This window comes from Chitinasiproducens palmae (assembly GCF_900095735.1).
GTDB lineage: Bacteria > Pseudomonadota > Gammaproteobacteria > Burkholderiales > Burkholderiaceae > Chitinasiproducens > Chitinasiproducens palmae.
Genome location: NZ_FNLO01000008.1, coordinates 119,113 through 134,627 on the forward strand (window position 1 = coordinate 119,113; position 15,515 = coordinate 134,627).

Annotated in this window: 12 protein-coding genes; 10 read left to right on the top strand and 2 right to left on the bottom strand. The window is 69.5% G+C overall.

The window, feature by feature from the left end; all coding sequences use genetic code 11:
• Positions 1 to 174 precede the first annotated feature (174 nt).
• The 5 genes from BLU54_RS14085 (at position 175) to BLU54_RS14105 (ending at position 8,924) form a co-directional block, all read left to right on the top strand.
• Positions 175 to 4,290, top strand: a complete 4,116-nt coding sequence (locus BLU54_RS14085; RefSeq protein WP_170845151.1) for a YhdP family protein — start codon at positions 175 to 177, stop codon at positions 4,288 to 4,290.
• A 307-nt stretch (positions 4,291 to 4,597) separates the two neighbouring features.
• A complete protein-coding gene (locus BLU54_RS14090) occupies positions 4,598 to 5,437 on the top strand; it encodes a carbon-nitrogen hydrolase family protein (protein ID WP_091909540.1) in 840 nt (279 codons plus the stop codon).
• Positions 5,438 to 5,588: 151 nt separating this feature from the next.
• Positions 5,589 to 7,064: a metalloprotease TldD gene (tldD, locus tag BLU54_RS14095; RefSeq protein WP_091909543.1), complete on the top strand. Its 1,476-nt coding sequence runs from the start codon at positions 5,589 to 5,591 to the stop codon at positions 7,062 to 7,064.
• A gap of 352 nt (positions 7,065 to 7,416) precedes the next feature.
• Positions 7,417 to 8,490 (top strand): 3-deoxy-7-phosphoheptulonate synthase AroG, encoded by a 1,074-nt coding sequence (gene aroG / locus BLU54_RS14100; protein ID WP_091909932.1) that lies wholly within the window; start codon positions 7,417 to 7,419, stop codon positions 8,488 to 8,490.
• 113 nt (positions 8,491 to 8,603) lie between these two features.
• Positions 8,604 to 8,924 (top strand): hypothetical protein, encoded by a 321-nt coding sequence (locus BLU54_RS14105; protein WP_091909547.1) that lies wholly within the window; start codon positions 8,604 to 8,606, stop codon positions 8,922 to 8,924.
• 18 nt (positions 8,925 to 8,942) lie between these two features.
• On the opposite strand, the gene BLU54_RS14110 is transcribed toward BLU54_RS14105, so the two are convergent.
• Complete coding sequence (locus BLU54_RS14110; protein ID WP_091909550.1) at positions 8,943 to 9,503, bottom strand: cob(I)yrinic acid a,c-diamide adenosyltransferase; 561 nt, start codon at positions 9,501 to 9,503, stop codon at positions 8,943 to 8,945.
• 187 nt (positions 9,504 to 9,690) lie between these two features.
• On the opposite strand from BLU54_RS14110, the gene BLU54_RS14115 reads away from it, so the two are divergent.
• The 5 genes from BLU54_RS14115 to proC all read left to right on the top strand — a co-directional run bounded on the left by BLU54_RS14115 (position 9,691) and on the right by proC (position 14,303).
• On the top strand, positions 9,691 to 11,109 hold the full coding sequence (locus BLU54_RS14115; protein ID WP_091909553.1) for an FAD-binding oxidoreductase: 1,419 nt from the start codon (positions 9,691 to 9,693) through the stop codon (positions 11,107 to 11,109).
• Positions 11,110 to 11,118: 9 nt separating this feature from the next.
• Positions 11,119 to 11,637 (top strand): CidA/LrgA family protein, encoded by a 519-nt coding sequence (locus BLU54_RS14120; RefSeq protein WP_091909556.1) that lies wholly within the window; start codon positions 11,119 to 11,121, stop codon positions 11,635 to 11,637.
• Positions 11,634 to 12,371 carry an LrgB family protein gene (locus BLU54_RS14125; RefSeq protein WP_091909559.1) on the top strand — a complete coding sequence of 246 codons (738 nt, stop codon included), beginning with the start codon at positions 11,634 to 11,636 and terminating at the stop codon, positions 12,369 to 12,371. The genes BLU54_RS14120 and BLU54_RS14125 overlap by 4 nt, the downstream gene beginning before the upstream one ends.
• A 321-nt stretch (positions 12,372 to 12,692) precedes the next feature.
• Positions 12,693 to 13,391, top strand: a complete 699-nt coding sequence (locus BLU54_RS14130; protein WP_091909562.1) for a YggS family pyridoxal phosphate-dependent enzyme — start codon at positions 12,693 to 12,695, stop codon at positions 13,389 to 13,391.
• A gap of 75 nt (positions 13,392 to 13,466) precedes the next feature.
• On the top strand, positions 13,467 to 14,303 hold the full coding sequence (gene proC / locus BLU54_RS14135; RefSeq protein ID WP_091909566.1) for a pyrroline-5-carboxylate reductase: 837 nt from the start codon (positions 13,467 to 13,469) through the stop codon (positions 14,301 to 14,303).
• 215 nt (positions 14,304 to 14,518) lie between these two features.
• On the opposite strand, the gene ubiA is transcribed toward proC, so the two are convergent.
• Positions 14,519 to 15,379, bottom strand: coding sequence for a 4-hydroxybenzoate octaprenyltransferase (ubiA, locus tag BLU54_RS14140; RefSeq protein WP_091909569.1), 861 nt, complete (start codon positions 15,377 to 15,379; stop codon positions 14,519 to 14,521).
• Between the last annotated feature and the right edge of the window lie 136 nt (positions 15,380 to 15,515).

Genomic DNA, 15,515 nt, shown 5'->3' on the forward strand with positions numbered 1-15,515 from the left:
CAGGCACCAAGCAGGCGCCAAGCAGGCATCGAGCGGGCAGCAAGCGCGCGCAAGGCGGGCACAAAGCGTGCAACAGCCTGCGGCGACCGCACGCGCGGTCCGCGCCATGAATGGCGCCAGGGCGAGCGGCCCCTCCGGCACTCCGCAAACTATCACACCCTTTCGTCTCAACGCATGCCGGATCGCCCCGCACGTCAGCCCAGTCAGCGCCGCGTCAATGGCGAGACCGCGCTGCGCGCGGTGCTGCGAGGCCTGCTCATCGCCGCGGCCCTGCTCTATTTCCTGGTCGGCGTCGGCATGGCGGCGATCAACTGGCTGGTCATGCCGAACCTCGACGCGCTCAAGCCGCGTGTCGAGGCAGTGGCCAGCCGCACGCTCGGCGCCCGCGTGCGCATCGATCAGCTGAGCGCGCGCTGGCGCGCGCTGTCGCCCGAGGTCGAGGTCGCGGGACTGACCATCGACGACCGGCAAGGCCGGCCCGGCTTGTCGGTGCCGGGGCTGCGCGGCGTCATCGCCTGGCGCTCGTTGTGGCATCTGCGGCCCATCTTCGCGCTGATCGAAGTCTCCCATCCGCGCGTCAACATACGGCGGGATGCCGACGGTTCGATCACCGCGGCCGGTGTGCCGGTGCCCACGCACGGCGGCCACGACGACGTGTTCGGCAACTGGCTGCTGCGGCAGGAATCGGTGATCGTCCACGACGGCAGCCTGGTATGGCGCGACGCACTGCATGCAGCGCCGCCGCTGACACTCTCCAACGCGAAGCTGGCGCTCTACAACCGCGGTCACCTGCATCGTCTTGGCATGCAGGCCAGTGCCGGCCCGCTGGCCGAACGAATCGACCTGCGCGCGGCGTTCCGGCATGGCCTGTTCGCCCGGCCCGCGCAATGGCACAGCTGGATCGGCGAGGCCTACCTCGACAGCAGTCCGCTGGCGCTGGTCGCCGCCGCGCGCTACATCGACCTGCCGATGCCCGCGTCGCGCGGCACGCTGGCGCAGACGGTCTGGCTGCGCTTCGCGAACGGCCGTCCGACCCGTCTCGAAGGCGCGCTGTCCGGCCGTGATCTGCTGCTGGGCGTACCCGGGCAGCACGCTACCGTCGACGCGCCTCGACTCGACACACGCTTCCGCCTGCGGCTGAATGACGATTTCTTCGCGGCCACGCTCGAACGGCTGCGCATCGAGGTGGCCGACCAGCCGCCGCTCGCCGATGCGACGCCGATCAACCGCGTCGTCACCCTGCGCCGTCTCGACGGGCGCTATCGTGCAAGCGTCGCCGGCAGCGGCGAACGGATCAGCCTGCGCGGCGACTTCGTTGACATCGGTTTGATCAGCGACTTCGTGCGTGCGCTGCCGCTGCCCAAGCGCGTCGCCGCCAACCTCGATCGCCTGCGGCCACGCGGCCTGCTGCACGACTTCGATCTGCTCGCCGAGCGCGCGTCGGTGGCGACGCCGGACGAAGCCAGCGCGGCGCGCGCGACCGGCGACGTGCCCCTCGCGCGCTTCCGCATCAAGGCGCGCATGGAGGGCGCCAGCCTCGCGGCCGGCGCGCAGCCGCCCGGGCTGACCGCCGCCGGCCATCCACGGGTGGGCGTGCCCGGTTTCGACAATCTGAGCGGCAGCATCGACGCGAACGAACGCGGCGGGCACGCAAACCTCGATTCACGGGACGCATCGATCACGATCAGCGGTCTGTTCGATCTGCCCACCGTGCACTTCGACCGCCTGGCGGGCACGGTCAACTGGAAAGCGAGCGGCGCCACGCCGCAGTCGACGTATGACGCACGCGTCGCGCGGCTCGACTTCCAGAACGGCGACGCGCGCGGCAGCCTCAGCGGCAACTGGCGCGGCGCGCCGGCCGAGCCGCGCCACAGCGTGCTCGATCTGCGCACCCGTTTCGACGAGCTGGACGTGGCCCAGGTGGCGCGCTACCTGCCCACCTCGGTCGCGCCCGGGCTGCGTGCCTATCTCGGCCATGCGCTGGTCAGCGGTGTCAGCCGGGGGGCGACCATCGAGGTGCACGGTCCGCTCGACGAATTCCCCTATCGCGAAAAACCGGCGACCGGCACGTTCACCATCGACGCGCCGTTCGCGGACGGCCGCTTCGACCCGTCGCCCCACCCGCCGGTGCGTCTGCCGAACGGCGAGATCCAGCGCTGGCCGACGTTCGAGGCGGTGCATGGCCGCATGCGGCTGGCCGACGACCGCCTGGACATCGACGTCTCCGAGGCGCGCTATCGCGGCATCCGCCTCGGCCCGGTGCGCGCCGGCATCCCGGCGCTTGGCGATCCGCGCCCGCCGCTCACCGTCGAGGGCAAGGCACGCGGACCGCTGGCCGACCTGCTCGCCTACGTGGAAAGCAGTCCACTCGGCGTCTGGAGCCACCATGTCGCGGCGAACTGGCGCGCCGACGGCGCCGCCGCGCTCAACCTGCGTCTGACCATTCCGCGCCAGCACACGCCGCAGACTGCACACAAGATCGGCGTGGCCGGCGCCATCGATTTCAACGACGGCCGACTGGCCGTACCGGGGCTGCCGGCGCTCTCGGCGATCCGGGGCCGCGCCGGCTTCACGGATACGCAACTGACGCTGGCGGGCACGCAGGCACGCCTGCTTGGCGGCGAGTTGCGGGCCTCCGGCACGCTCTCGACGGTGAACGGCTACGACGTCACCGTGAACGGCGCGCTCAACGCCGACCAGACGCGTCCGCTGCTCAGCGACGGGCCGTTCGCCCGCCTGTCGCGCCGCTTCACCGGCAACGCGCCTTACACGCTGACGATGAAGGGCAAGGCCGGCGAAACGCCGGACGTCACCCTGCGCTCGGACCTCAGCGGCATGGCGATCGACCTGCCCGCGCCGTTACGCAAGCCGGCCGGTTCGCCGCTGCCCTTGCTTGCCACCTTCCGGCCCACGCCCTCGACCGGTGGCGGCGCACTGGCACGAGGCGAGCTGTCGCTCGGCGTGGTCAACGCGGCCGCCTTGTTCCGGGTTGGCGCGCCGCGCGGCACGTCGGCGCTGCTGGCCGCCGGCGTCGGCATCGATCGCCCGGCGCCGCAGCCGACTACCGGCTTCGCCGTGGTCGGCCAAGCCGCGGCGCTCGACGGCGATGCGTGGCGCACCGTGGTAAGCGAGATCGGCACACCAGCAAGTAGCGCAACTGGCGCAACTGGCGCGACCGTGGCCGCCGATGGCGCGCCGCTGCCGCTGCCGGACCGCGTGTCGCTGAACATCGGCCAGCTCACGCTGTTCTCGCGCCGCTTCGACCGCGTCAGCCTCGACGCGCAGCGGTCCGACCAGGCCTGGCAGGCGAAACTCGACTCCGCGCAAATCGCCGGCACGTTGCGCTACCTGCCCGCGACGCCGAAGGTCGTCGCCCGACTGACGCGCCTGCGTATCCCGTCGGCAAGCGTGCCGGCTGCCGAGGCCGCGGCGCCGACGCAGGGCACGGCAGCCACGCGCTATCCGGCCGTCGACCTGATCGCCGATGACTTCGTCGTCGGTCAGCGCGACTTCGGCCGCCTGCAGTTGACGGCCCACAATGTCGTCGCCAATGGCCGGCCGAGCTGGCTGCTCGACCAGTTGGTCATCGAGAATGCCGCGGCGCGGCTCAAGGCCCACGGCGAATGGCAGATGGGCCGCCACGACGGGCCGGGCCACACGACCGCCGAAGTCGGCCTGGACATCGTCGATGCCGGCGCGCTGCTCGACCGTTTCGGCCTGCCGCGCACGCTCAAGGGTGGTGCCGGATCGCTGGCCGGCAACATCGACTGGGCCGGCGACCCGGGCGCGATCGATTACGCATCGCTGCGCGGCGCGCTGGCGCTGAAGCTCGCCAACGGACAGATCTTGAAGGTCGATCCGGGCGCCGCGCGGCTGCTTGGCGTGCTGAGCCTGCAGGGTCTGGCCCGGCTCGCGACGCTCGACTTCAAGGGTCTGTTCGGCGAGGGGCTGCCGTTCAACCTGGTCAGCGCCACCGGCACGATCCAGGACGGCATCGCGCGTACCGACGACTTCCGCATCGATGCGCCGGTGGCCACGGTCTCGATGCATGGGCAGGTCGATCTGCCCGGCGAACGCCAGGACCTGCGGGTGAAAGTCGTCCCGCACGTCAACGCCGGTTCCGCGTCGCTCGCCGCGGCATTCGTCAATCCGCTGCTCGGCCTGGGCACGCTGGCCGCGCAGTTGCTGCTGTCGCCGGCGCTGTCGCATACGCTTACCCGCTACTACCAGATCGATGGCACCTGGGCGGCGCCGAACGTGGTCCGCCTGCCGGAACCGGGCAGCGACTGAACTACGGCGACTGAACTACGGCGGCTGAAGCACCGCGACTGAAGTACCGCGACTGAAGTATGGCGACTGAATCACGGCGCCCCGGCAAGACCAACACCGGGCATCGCGGCGTCCGGGCGGCGTGACGACCGTGCGCAGGCCTGACGGGCACGCTGCGGCGGGCGCTCCGACGCGGCGGGCCGGTGCGAGCGCCTGTCGGACGATCGCGGTAGTATCCCGGAACCGGCCGCGCCGTTTCGCCACTCAGGACGGCCTGGCGCAACCGCCAATTTCGCAGCGGGGCTGCCCCCCTTCTTCCCGAATCGCGATGAATCCGACCGCCGTTTCCGCCTCACCGGACGCCACGCGCGTCGCCGCGATCCAGATGGTCAGCGGCGTTTCTCCCGAGCGCAATCTCGACCGGGCCCGCGAACTGATCGCCGACGCCGCCGCGGGCGGCGCAGGCTTCGTGCTGCTGCCCGAATATTTCTGCCTGATGGGCAACAAGGATACGGACAAGCTCGCGCGCGCCGAGATCGCCGGGGACGAGCAGGCGCCGATCCAGCGCATGTTGGCGGAAAGCGCGCGCGCCCATGGCATCTGGCTGGCCGGCGGCACACTGCCGGTGGTCAGCGGCGAGGACGGACGCGTGCTGAACACGACGTTCGTCTACGATCCGGAAGGACGCGGCGTAGCCCGCTACGACAAGATCCACCTGTTCAGCTTTTCCAAAGGCGAGGAGCAGTTCGACGAAGCACGCACGATCCGTCCTGGCGAACAGGCCTGCGTGTTCGACGCGCCGTTCGGGCGGGTTGGCCTGTCCGTCTGCTACGATCTGCGCTTCCCCGAGCTGTACCGCAGCTTCGGCGATTGCGCGCTGATCGTCGTACCATCGGCTTTCACCTACACCACCGGCAGGGCGCACTGGGAAATCCTGCTGCGCGCCCGAGCGATCGAGAACCAGTGCTACGTGTTGGCCGCCGCCCAAGGCGGACGGCACGAGAACGGCCGACGCACCTGGGGCCACAGCATGCTGATCGACCCGTGGGGCGAGATCGTCGCCTGCCACGAGGAAGGCGAAGGCATTGCACTGGGCGCGATCGAACCGGCGCGCCTGGCCGAAGTGCGGCAGAACCTGCCGGCGCTGCGCCACCGGGTGCTCGGTTGAGCCCGGCCATCGGTCGCGCGCGCAGGCGGGGCGCCGCCCCTTGTTTTGCGCCGCCACGCAACCACCTTAGCAAGACCACACGACGTGTCGCGACCGAGGCCGAAGGCGCCGGTACGGCGCCGCCTCGTTGCCTCACCCTGGACCCCGACGCATGAATTCCATCGATCCCGCGATCCAATACCTTTCGACCGCCAAGTCGCGGCTGCTGACGCCCTACGGTCTCGACGAGACGGTGCTGGCGCGCACCCTCAACAGCATCGTCGGGCCGAACGTCGACTACGCCGACCTCTACTTCCAGACCACGCGCAGCGAGGCGTGGAGCCTCGAGGAAGGCATCGTCAAGGCGGGCAGCTTCAGCATCGACCAGGGCGTGGGCGTGCGCGCGATTTCCGGCGAGCGCACCGCCTTCGCCTATTCCGACGACCTGTCTCCGCAAGCGCTGGCGCAGGCCGCCGCCGCGACCCGCGCGATCGGCCAGTACGGCGGCAGCGTGAAGGTCGGCGGCGCGACGGGTTCGACGGCCAGCTTCGCCGCACTGGCGCGGCGCGATCTGTACGGCACCGCGGATCCGCTGGCGTCCCTCGACGCCAACCAGAAGGTCAGCCTGCTCGAACGGGTCGAAAGGATGGCCCGGGCGCGGGACCCGCGCATCAAGCAGGTGATGGCAGGGTTGGCCGGCGAACACGATGTGGTGCTGGTGGCACGCAGCGACGGCGCGATTGCCGCCGACGTGCGGCCGTTGGTGCGTCTGTCGGTGACGGTCATCGCCGAACAGGGTGGGCGGCGCGAAATCGGCACCAGCGGCGGCGGCGGCCGCTTCGACTATGCGCACTTCACCGACGAACTGCTGGCCCGCTACGTCGACGACGCGGTTGCCACTGCGCTGACCAACCTGGATGCTCGTCCGGCGCCGGCCGGCAACATGACCGTCGTGCTCGGGCCGGGCTGGCCGGGCGTGCTGCTGCACGAGGCGATCGGGCACGGGCTGGAGGGCGACTTCAATCGCAAGGGCTCCTCGGCGTTCGCCGGACGCATCGGCGAGCAGGTCGCGGCCCACGGCGTGACCGTGGTCGACGACGGCACGCTGCGCGAGCGGCGCGGCTCGCTCAACATGGACGACGAAGGCAATCCGACACAGTGCACGACGTTGATCGAGGACGGCATCCTGAAGGGCTATATCCAGGATTCGCTGAACGCCCGGCTGATGGGCATGCCGCTGACCGGCAATGCGCGCCGCGAATCGTACGCGGCGCTGCCGATGCCGCGCATGACCAACACCTACATGCTCAACGGCGACAAGGACCCGGCGGAGATCATCGCCTCGGTCGACAAGGGTCTTTACGCCGTTAATTTCGGCGGCGGCCAGGTCGACATCACGAACGGCAAGTTCGTGTTCTCGGCGTCCGAGGCCTACATGATCGAGAATGGCAAGATCAGCTATCCGGTGAAGGGCGCGACGTTGATCGGCAGCGGGCCGGAGTCGTTGAAGTACGTGACGATGATCGGCAACGACATGGCGCTCGACCGCGGCGTGGGTGTCTGCGGCAAGGACGGCCAGAGCGTGCCGGTGGGCGTCGGCCAGCCGACGCTGCGCATCGAACAGATGACGGTGGGCGGCACCCAGTGACGCGCCTTGGAAGGTTCGCGCGGCATTGCCGCATGCATTGGGCAACAGACGCACGGATGCCGCATGGTTTGTGGTTTTTTGCCCGAAAGGCTTGTCCGCCGCCGTCGGGCGGGTTATAAAGCCGAATCGATTCCAGATACAGACGCACGCCAGTAGCCATGTTCGCCTCCCCCGCCCGCCACTTTTGGTTCTTTTATTGGGATCTCACACCCCTGGCGGATTGAGAGGCGCGCTGACGCGCCGATACGATGAAAAACCGCCAGTCACGACTGGCGGTTTTTTTTTGCCCCTTGCTCGAATGAGCCGGACCGATGACGGCGCAAACGCCCTCGGCCATTTAGGAGAGAAGACCGTGCCCCCGCACAATACCGACGATGTTCGCATTCGCGAACTGAAGGAACTGGTGCCGCCCGCCCACCTGCTGCGGGAGTTTCCCTGCGAGACCGCGTCGTCGGACCTGATCTACGAAACCCGGCAGGCGCTGCATCGCATTCTGCACGGCATGGAAGATCGCCTGATCGTGATCATCGGCCCGTGCTCGATTCATGATCCGCAGGCGGCGATGGAATACGCCCGCCGTCTCGCCGAGCAGCGCAGCCGGCACGCCGCGGATCTCGAGATCGTGATGCGCGTGTATTTCGAAAAGCCGCGCACCACGGTCGGTTGGAAGGGCCTGATCAACGACCCGCACCTGGACAACAGTTTCCGCATCAACGACGGCCTGCGCATGGCCCGCGAACTGCTGTTCGAGATCAACCGCTTGGGCGTGCCCGCCGGCACCGAATACCTGGACATGATCAGCCCGCAGTACATTGCGGACCTGGTGTCCTGGGGCGCGATCGGCGCGCGCACCACCGAATCGCAGGTGCACCGGGAACTCGCCTCCGGACTGTCCTGCCCGGTGGGCTTCAAGAACGGCACGGACGGCAACGTGCGCATCGCGCTGGATGCGATCAAGGCCGCGTCTCAGCCGCACCACTTCCTGTCGGTCACCAAGGGTGGGCATTCGGCCATCGTCTCGACCTCGGGCAACGAGGACTGCCACATCATCCTGCGCGGCGGCAAGCAGCCGAACTTCGACGCGGCCAGCGTCGAGGCCGCCTGCCAGGACATCGCGCGCGCCGGTCTCGCGGCGCGGCTGATGATCGATGCCAGTCACGCGAACAGCCAGAAGAACTACGAGAACCAACTGCCGGTCACGCATGACATCGCCAGGCAGATCGGCGGTGGCGACGGACGCATCGTCGGCGTGATGGTCGAGTCGCACCTGCAGGCGGGCCGCCAGGACATCAAGGCCGGCGAGCCGCTGAACTACGGTCAAAGCGTGACCGATGCGTGCCTGGGCTGGGAAGACAGCGTCGGGTTGCTCGACACGCTGGCCGAGTCGGTCCGCAAGCGCCGGCTGGTGCGCGGCCGCGGCAACTGACGCCAGGCGGCGATCTTCATGCGCGAATGCGGCGGCCCGGGTAGCATAGGCGCCGCGCGCCGACGCCGCCCCGCCTGCGGCCGTCCCGCGCGTCCATCGTCCAGGGTGCCGCAATGAAGAAAACCGACCTCGAAAAAAACAAAGGCCTGAAGATCGCCAACCGGCAGGCCTTCGATGCCTCCCGCCGCGCGGCGAGCGCGAGCGCCCGCGGCGACGGCCGGCAGGCAGACAAGCTCAATCCGCTGATGCGCCGGATGCTCGCGCGCGCCGACAGCGCCACACCGGGCGCGGCCGACGAGGCAGGCAACGAGGCAGGCGACGCGGCGGTCCGGCCGGCCCAGACGGCGCAGACGGCCGCCGATGCGGCTAGCGATGTGACCAGCAATGCGGCGGACGCGCCGGCCACCGGCAAGCGCGCCGGTGGCGATGCCTGACGGCGTCGGCCGTGTCGGCTAGCGACGGTGCGGGTTGCGCCACGCGATGCTTGGCACGCCCGCGTCACGGCCGATCGCACGGGCCAGCACGAACAGCAGATCCGACAGGCGGTTCAGGTAGCGCCGGCCGGCCGCCTCCGGCCCCTCCGCCGGTGCGCCGTCGCACAGCGTGACCAACACCCGTTCCGCGCGTCGGCAAACGGTGCGGCACACGTGCGCGAGCGCAATCGACCGGCTGCCGCCGGGCAGGATGAATTCCGCCAGCGGCGGCAGCGTCGCATTGATGTCGGCGATTGCCGCGTCGAGCCTGAGCAACGCCGACGTGTCGAAGACGCCGACGCCCGGCATGCTCAACGCGCCCCCCAGATCGAACAGCTCGTGCTGGACCGGCGCCAGAACATCGGCCACGGCGTTGGGCAACGGCTCGGCCAGCAGCACGCCGAGCGTCGAATTCAGTTCGTCGACCTCACCGATCGCGGCGATGCGCGGCGCGTCCTTGCGCAACCGGCTGCCGTCGGCCAGGCCGGTGGTGCCGTCGTCGCCGGTGCGTGTGGTGATCCTGCTGAGCCGGTTGCCCATCGTGTATGTTCCTCTACGTGCGCCGTGGCGCGGATCGCCGGCGGCCGCGTCACATTATAGGAGCAGCGGAAAACCCGATCGACCGCGCGGATGGGACGCGGCGGCCGCGGCGGCCGCGCCGACGCAGTAGAATGCGCGCTGACACCGTGCGCATCGAACTGCCGCGCGGTCATACCGGAGACTCCCCGTGAATTCGTCCGCTGTTCCTGCCGGCGTGCTGCGCCGTCCCTTTCCCGAAGCTCTGCTGCGTGCGCTGACCGGCCGCTTCGGCGATCGCGTCTCGACGTCGGAAGCCGTGCGCGAGCACCACGGCCGCGACGAATCACCGTACGACCCGCAACTGCCGGATGCGGTCGTGTTCGCCAAGACCACCGAGGAAGTTGCGGCCGCCGTGTCTCTGTGCGCGCAGCACGGCGTGCCGATCATTCCCTACGGCAGCGGCTCGTCGATCGAAGGACAACTGCTGGCAACGCAGGGCGGCGTGTCGCTGGACCTGTCCGGCATGGACCGCATCCTGGCGATCAACGCGGAGGATCTGACGGTGACCGTCGAGGCCGGCGTGTCCCGCAAGGTCCTCAACGAGAATCTGCGCGACACCGGCCTGTTCTTTCCGATCGATCCGGGCGCCGACGCAAGCCTCGGCGGCATGACGGCGACGCGCGCCTCCGGCACCAATGCGGTGCGCTACGGCTCGATGCGCGAAAACGTGCTGGCGCTGACCGTGGTGCTGGCCGATGGCCGCGTCATCAAGACCGGCACGCGCGCGCGCAAGTCGTCGGCCGGCTATGACCTGACGCGGCTGTTCGTCGGCTCCGAGGGCACGCTCGGCATCGTCACCGAGGTGACGGTGCGGCTGTATCCGATTCCGGAAGCGATTTCGGCGGCGATGTGCGCGTTCCCGACCACCACCGACGCGGTCAACACCGTGATCCAGACGATCCAGATGGGCGTGCCGATCTCGCGCGTCGAGTTCGTCGATCCGCTGGGCATGAAGGCGGTCAACCAGCATTCGCGCATGACGCTCAAGGAAGTGCCCACGCTCTGGTTCGAGTTCGTCGGCAGCGAAACCGGCGTGCAGGAGCAGGCGGAGATGGTGCAGGCCATTGCCGCCGAGAACGGCGGGCTGGACTTCGAATGGGCGACGCGTCCGGAAGACCGCAACCGCCTGTGGAGCGCGCGTCACAATTTCTACTTCGCGATGCTGCAGCTCAAACCGGGCTGCCGGGCGGTGACCACCGACGTGTGCGTGCCGATCTCGCGGCTGGCCGAATGCATCGACGGCACGCTGCAGGACATTGCCGCCAGCTCGCTGCCCTGCCCGATCGCCGGCCACGTGGGCGACGGCAACTTCCACATCGGCATTCTGGTCGATCCGGCCAAGCCGGAGGAATTCGAGGAAGCCGAGGCGCTGAACCGTCGGGTCGTGTCGCGCGCGCTGTCGATGGACGGCACCTGCAGCGGTGAACACGGCATTGGCCTGCACAAGATGGGGTTCCTGATCGAAGAGCACGGCGACGACGCGATCGACGTGATGCGCGCGGTCAAGCATGCGCTCGACCCGGGCAATATCCTGAACCCGGGCAAGATGTTCTCGTTCACGGCCTGACCGACGCCCGTGCTGCGCGGCTTCACGGTCCTGCTGCTCCTGCTTTGCGCGGGCGAAGCCGCCAGCCATGCCTTGCACCTGCCGGTGCCCGGCGCGGTGGTGGGCATGGCCTTGGCGCTGGGCCTGCTGATCTGGCGCCCGCGGCTGGCCGGCGTGGTCGAGGGCGCCGCAGACCTGCTGATCCGGCACCTGTCGCTGCTGTTCGTGCCCGCCGGCGTCGGCGTGGTCGCGATCGCCTCCGGCCTGAGCGGCGAATGGCCCGCCATCATCGTCACGCTGCTCGTCAGCGCCACGTTGGCGATGCTCGTGACGGCGGGTTGCACCGTCGCCACCGCGCGGTGGCTGGCGCGCCGCGCGCCGGACGCCGCCGCGGACACGCCGACGGCAGCGGCGGCATCGACGAAGGTGACGCCTTCGCCGCAACCGTCTGCTGCGGACACGCCCTCCACCGTCTCGGCTCCGGTCGCGAACCGGCCTGCGTCCAAAGGCGCCGATGCCGCGCCGACCGACAAAGCGCATCGGCAATGACAGGCATCATCGCGTCGTTCGTCGATGCATGGCACGCGCTCGCCGCATCGCCGGCCTTCAGTCTTGCGCTGACACTGGGCGCCTACGTCGCCGCACGGGCATGCGCCCGACGCATGGGCGGCGCGCCGTTGGCCAACCCGGTCGTGATCACCATCGTGCTGGTGATCGTCGGACTAGCGGTGACCGGCACGCCTTACGCGACCTACCGCAACGGCGCGAGCTTCATCCACTTCCTGCTGGCACCGGCCACCGTCGCGCTGGCCGTGCCGCTGTATCGCCAGCTCGGCCGCCTGCGCCGGCTCTGGCTGCCGCTGACCGTCGGCCTGCTGGCCGGCTCGGTCACCGCGATCGTCAGCGCCGTCGCCTGTGCCCGCTGGCTCGGCGCGTCGCCGCGGACCGTGGTATCGCTAGCACCCAAATCGGTGACCACGCCGATCGCGATGGCCGTGGCCGAGTCGCTGGGTGGCAACGGTTCGCTGGCCGCGGTGGCGGTCATCGCGACCGGCATCGTCGGCGCGATCGCCGGTCCCGCACTGTTGCGATGCGTCGGCGTGCGCCGCGACGACATCGGCGGCTTCGCGATCGGACTGGCCGCGCACGGCATCGGCACCGCGCGCGCGTTCCAGCTGAGCACCGAGATGGGCGCGTTCGCCGCGCTCGCCATGGGTTTGAACGGACTCCTGACCGCCTGCATCGCGCCCTGGCTGGTGCCTTTATTGCTGCACTGGTTCTGAGTGCCGCGACCGTTGGCTTGCGCGCGGTACCGAACCGTATGCACCGAGTGCGCCGAGTGCGCCGCGTGCGCCGCGTGAGCATGGACTGCGCGCGACGTTGCGCTGTCTCGCGGTGGCTGACGTGACGACACACCACCCGGGCGTGCCACGCGCGACAGCACGCCGGTGCCGTTCGCGGCGACCGACGAATGGAGTACCCCAGGTATAATCGGCACCGCGGTCGCGCCGGCGGCCGCCGGCGCGAAAGTGCCAGTCCGCGCCGCCGGCAACGCAGCGCAGTGGACGACGTGACGCGAGCCGCACATCAAGCGTAAGAGAACCATGCCAGTGATCGCAGCGCGGCTTGCCGCCGTGACGCAACGCATCCGCCTCGCGGAGCAGGCCAGCCAGCGCGAGCCCGGCAGTGTCTCGCTGCTCGCGGTGAGCAAGACCTTCCCACACGACGCCGTTCGCGAGGCATTTGCCGCCGGACAGCGTGCGTTCGGCGAGAACTACGTGCAGGAAGCGCTCGACAAGATGGCTGCACTGTCCGACCTCGACGAGCAGATCGTCTGGCATTTCATCGGCCCGTTGCAGAGCAACAAGAGCCGCCCGGTCGCGGAACGCTTCGCCTGGGTGCATTCGGTCGATCGCGTCCGGCTGGCGCAACGCCTCTCGGAGCAACGTCCGGCCCACCTGCCGCCGCTCAATGTCTGCGTCCAGGTCAACATCAGCGGCGAGTCGAGCAAGAGCGGTGCGGCGCCGGACGAGCTGCCGGCGCTGGTCCGCGCCGTCGCGGCCCTGCCGAACCTGCGCTTGCGCGGCCTGATGGCGATTCCCGCGCCCAGCGTCGAGGCCGCCGAACAGCGTGCAGCGCATCAGCGTCTGCGCGCGCTGTTCGATACGCTCAATGAGACCGGCCTGGGCATGGACACCGTCTCCGCCGGCATGTCGGACGACCTCGAAGCCGCGGTTGCGGAGGGCGCCACGCTGGTCCGTATCGGTACGGCCATCTTCGGCCAACGCAACTATTCCGCCTGATTTCGGGTTCCGTTCCACCGGACGACGCTGCACCCCGCGGACGGCCTGCCGGTCCGCCATCAACAAGGAGAAACAATGAAAATCGCATTCATCGGCGGCGGCAATATGTCGAGCGCCCTGTTCGGCGGCATGCTCGCCCGAGGCGGCGTCGCGGCCGCCGACGTGCTGGTGATCGAGCCGACCGCAGCGGTGCGCGAGCGCCTGCACGCGCAGCATGGCGTCGCCGTCGACGCGCCACCGGTCGCGGGCCAGGACGACACGGCCAGCGCAGGGCTGCGCGCCGCCGATGTGGTGGTGTTCGCGGTCAAGCCGCAGGTGTTTCGCGACGTGGCCGAGCAGGTCAAGGGATTGATTGGCGGCGCGCTGGTGGTCAGCGTGGCGGCCGGTATTCGCATTGCCGACATCTCGCGCTGGCTGGACGGACACACGCGCATCGTGCGCGCGATGCCGAACACCCCTGCCTTGATCGGCCAAGGCATTACCGGCGTCGCGGCCAGCGACGGCGCCAGCGCCGCCGATCGCGAGCGGGCGGCGGCCATCCTCGGCGCGGTCGGACAGGTCGTCTGGTGCGACGGCGACGATCGCATCGACGCGGTCACCGGTATTTCGGGCAGCGGCCCCGCCTACGTGTTCTATTTCATCGAGGCGCTGCAGCGCGCGGCGCAGGAGCTCGGCTTCGGCGAAGCCGAGGCACGGCAACTGGCGCTGGGCACCTTTACCGGCGCTGCCCAGCTCGCCGCGCAGTCCGAGGAAAGCGTCGGCACACTGCGTGAACGCGTGACGTCGCCGAACGGCACGACAGCCGCGGCGCTTGCCACGCTGGCCGAGCACGACGTCGCCGACGGCATCGTCGCGGCCGCGCGGGCCGCCTACTCGCGCGCGATCGAACTGGGCGACGCGCTGTCCAAGTAGCGCCGCGCTAGGGTCGGCGGGTCGGCAGGTAGTCGGGTCGTCACGGCCGCCGCCACGGCGGCGGTCATTGCTGCCCCTGCGTCACAGCCAGCCGGTCGCGCTCCGCCTTGACGCTTGCGATCGCGCCGCGCCGCTCGCCGTCGCCGTCGCTTGCCGTTCGCTTGCCGTTCAGCTGCCATCGCGGCGCGGGCCATGCTGCGCCCGCCACGACGTCCTCAGCGACCGAACGCGTAGTGCAGCGCGATGCCGGCAAACAGCACGCCGCCCAGCCAGTTGTTGTGCAGGAAGGCCGCAAAACAGCCCGCCCGGTCGCGGCTTGCGATCAGGCGATAGTGGTAGACGGTGCAACCGACCGCGCCCAGCCAACCGGCCCAAAACCAGAGCGACCAACCCGCCCACAGTCCCAGCGCCGCGTAGCTGCCCAGGAAGACCGTGTAGCAGACCATCACCGCGGCCACGTCGAACCGTCCGAACGTGATCGCCGACGTGCGAATGCCGATACGCAAGTCGTCGTCGCGGTCCACCATCGCGTACTCGGTGTCGTAGGCCACGGCCCAGAAGACATTGGCCAACAACAATGCCCACGCCAGCGGCGGCACCGTGCCGGTCACCGCGGCGAACGACATCGGGATGCCGAAGCCGAAGGCAATGCCGAGGTAGGCCTGCGGGATCGCGAAGAAACGCTTCATGAACGGATAGGTGGCCGCCACGAAAAGCGCCACCACCGACAGGCGCTTGGTCAGCCCATTGAGCGGCTGGATCAGCAGAAATGCCGCCAATGCCAGCACCGCCGCGACCAGCAAGGCCTCGCGTGCCCGGATGCGGCCGGAGGTCAGCGGACGATCCTGGGTCCGCTTGACGTGCCGGTCGAAGTCACGGTCCGCGTAGTCGTTCATTGCGCACCCTGCCGAGCGCATCAACACCGTGCCGACCGCGAAGATGAGCACGGTTCGCCAGTCCGGACGGCCGGCGGCGGCGATCCACAACGCATTGAGGGTCGGCCACAGCAACAGAAGGCTGCCGATCGGTTTGTCCAGGCGGACAAGCCGGAAATAAAGCGGCAAGCGGTCGATCATGGTCGGGCGCAGAGTCGGTTGGTCAGCGGACGCGACGGCAGCGCAGTGCAGGTGCACGGTGCGTTGCCGTCAGATGCGAATCGAGCGCCAATCATACCGCGACCGACCGCGCCGCCGGGGCCGGCCAGGCGGCCGA

Bases quoted from the DNA above. Each gene is read 5' to 3' on its own strand.
- BLU54_RS14085 (WP_170845151.1), top strand. From the start codon at position 175: ATGCCGGATCGCCCCGCACGTCAGCCCAGTCAGCGCCGCGTCAATGGC.
- BLU54_RS14090 (WP_091909540.1), top strand. From the start codon at position 4,598: ATGAATCCGACCGCCGTTTCCGCCTCACCGGACGCCACGCGCGTCGCC.
- tldD (WP_091909543.1), top strand. From the start codon at position 5,589: ATGAATTCCATCGATCCCGCGATCCAATACCTTTCGACCGCCAAGTCG.
- BLU54_RS14105 (WP_091909547.1), top strand. From the start codon at position 8,604: ATGAAGAAAACCGACCTCGAAAAAAACAAAGGCCTGAAGATCGCCAAC.
- BLU54_RS14110 (WP_091909550.1), bottom strand. From the start codon at position 9,503: ATGGGCAACCGGCTCAGCAGGATCACCACACGCACCGGCGACGACGGC.
- BLU54_RS14125 (WP_091909559.1), top strand. From the start codon at position 11,634: ATGACAGGCATCATCGCGTCGTTCGTCGATGCATGGCACGCGCTCGCC.
- BLU54_RS14130 (WP_091909562.1), top strand. From the start codon at position 12,693: ATGCCAGTGATCGCAGCGCGGCTTGCCGCCGTGACGCAACGCATCCGC.
- proC (WP_091909566.1), top strand. From the start codon at position 13,467: ATGAAAATCGCATTCATCGGCGGCGGCAATATGTCGAGCGCCCTGTTC.
- ubiA (WP_091909569.1), bottom strand. From the start codon at position 15,379: ATGATCGACCGCTTGCCGCTTTATTTCCGGCTTGTCCGCCTGGACAAA.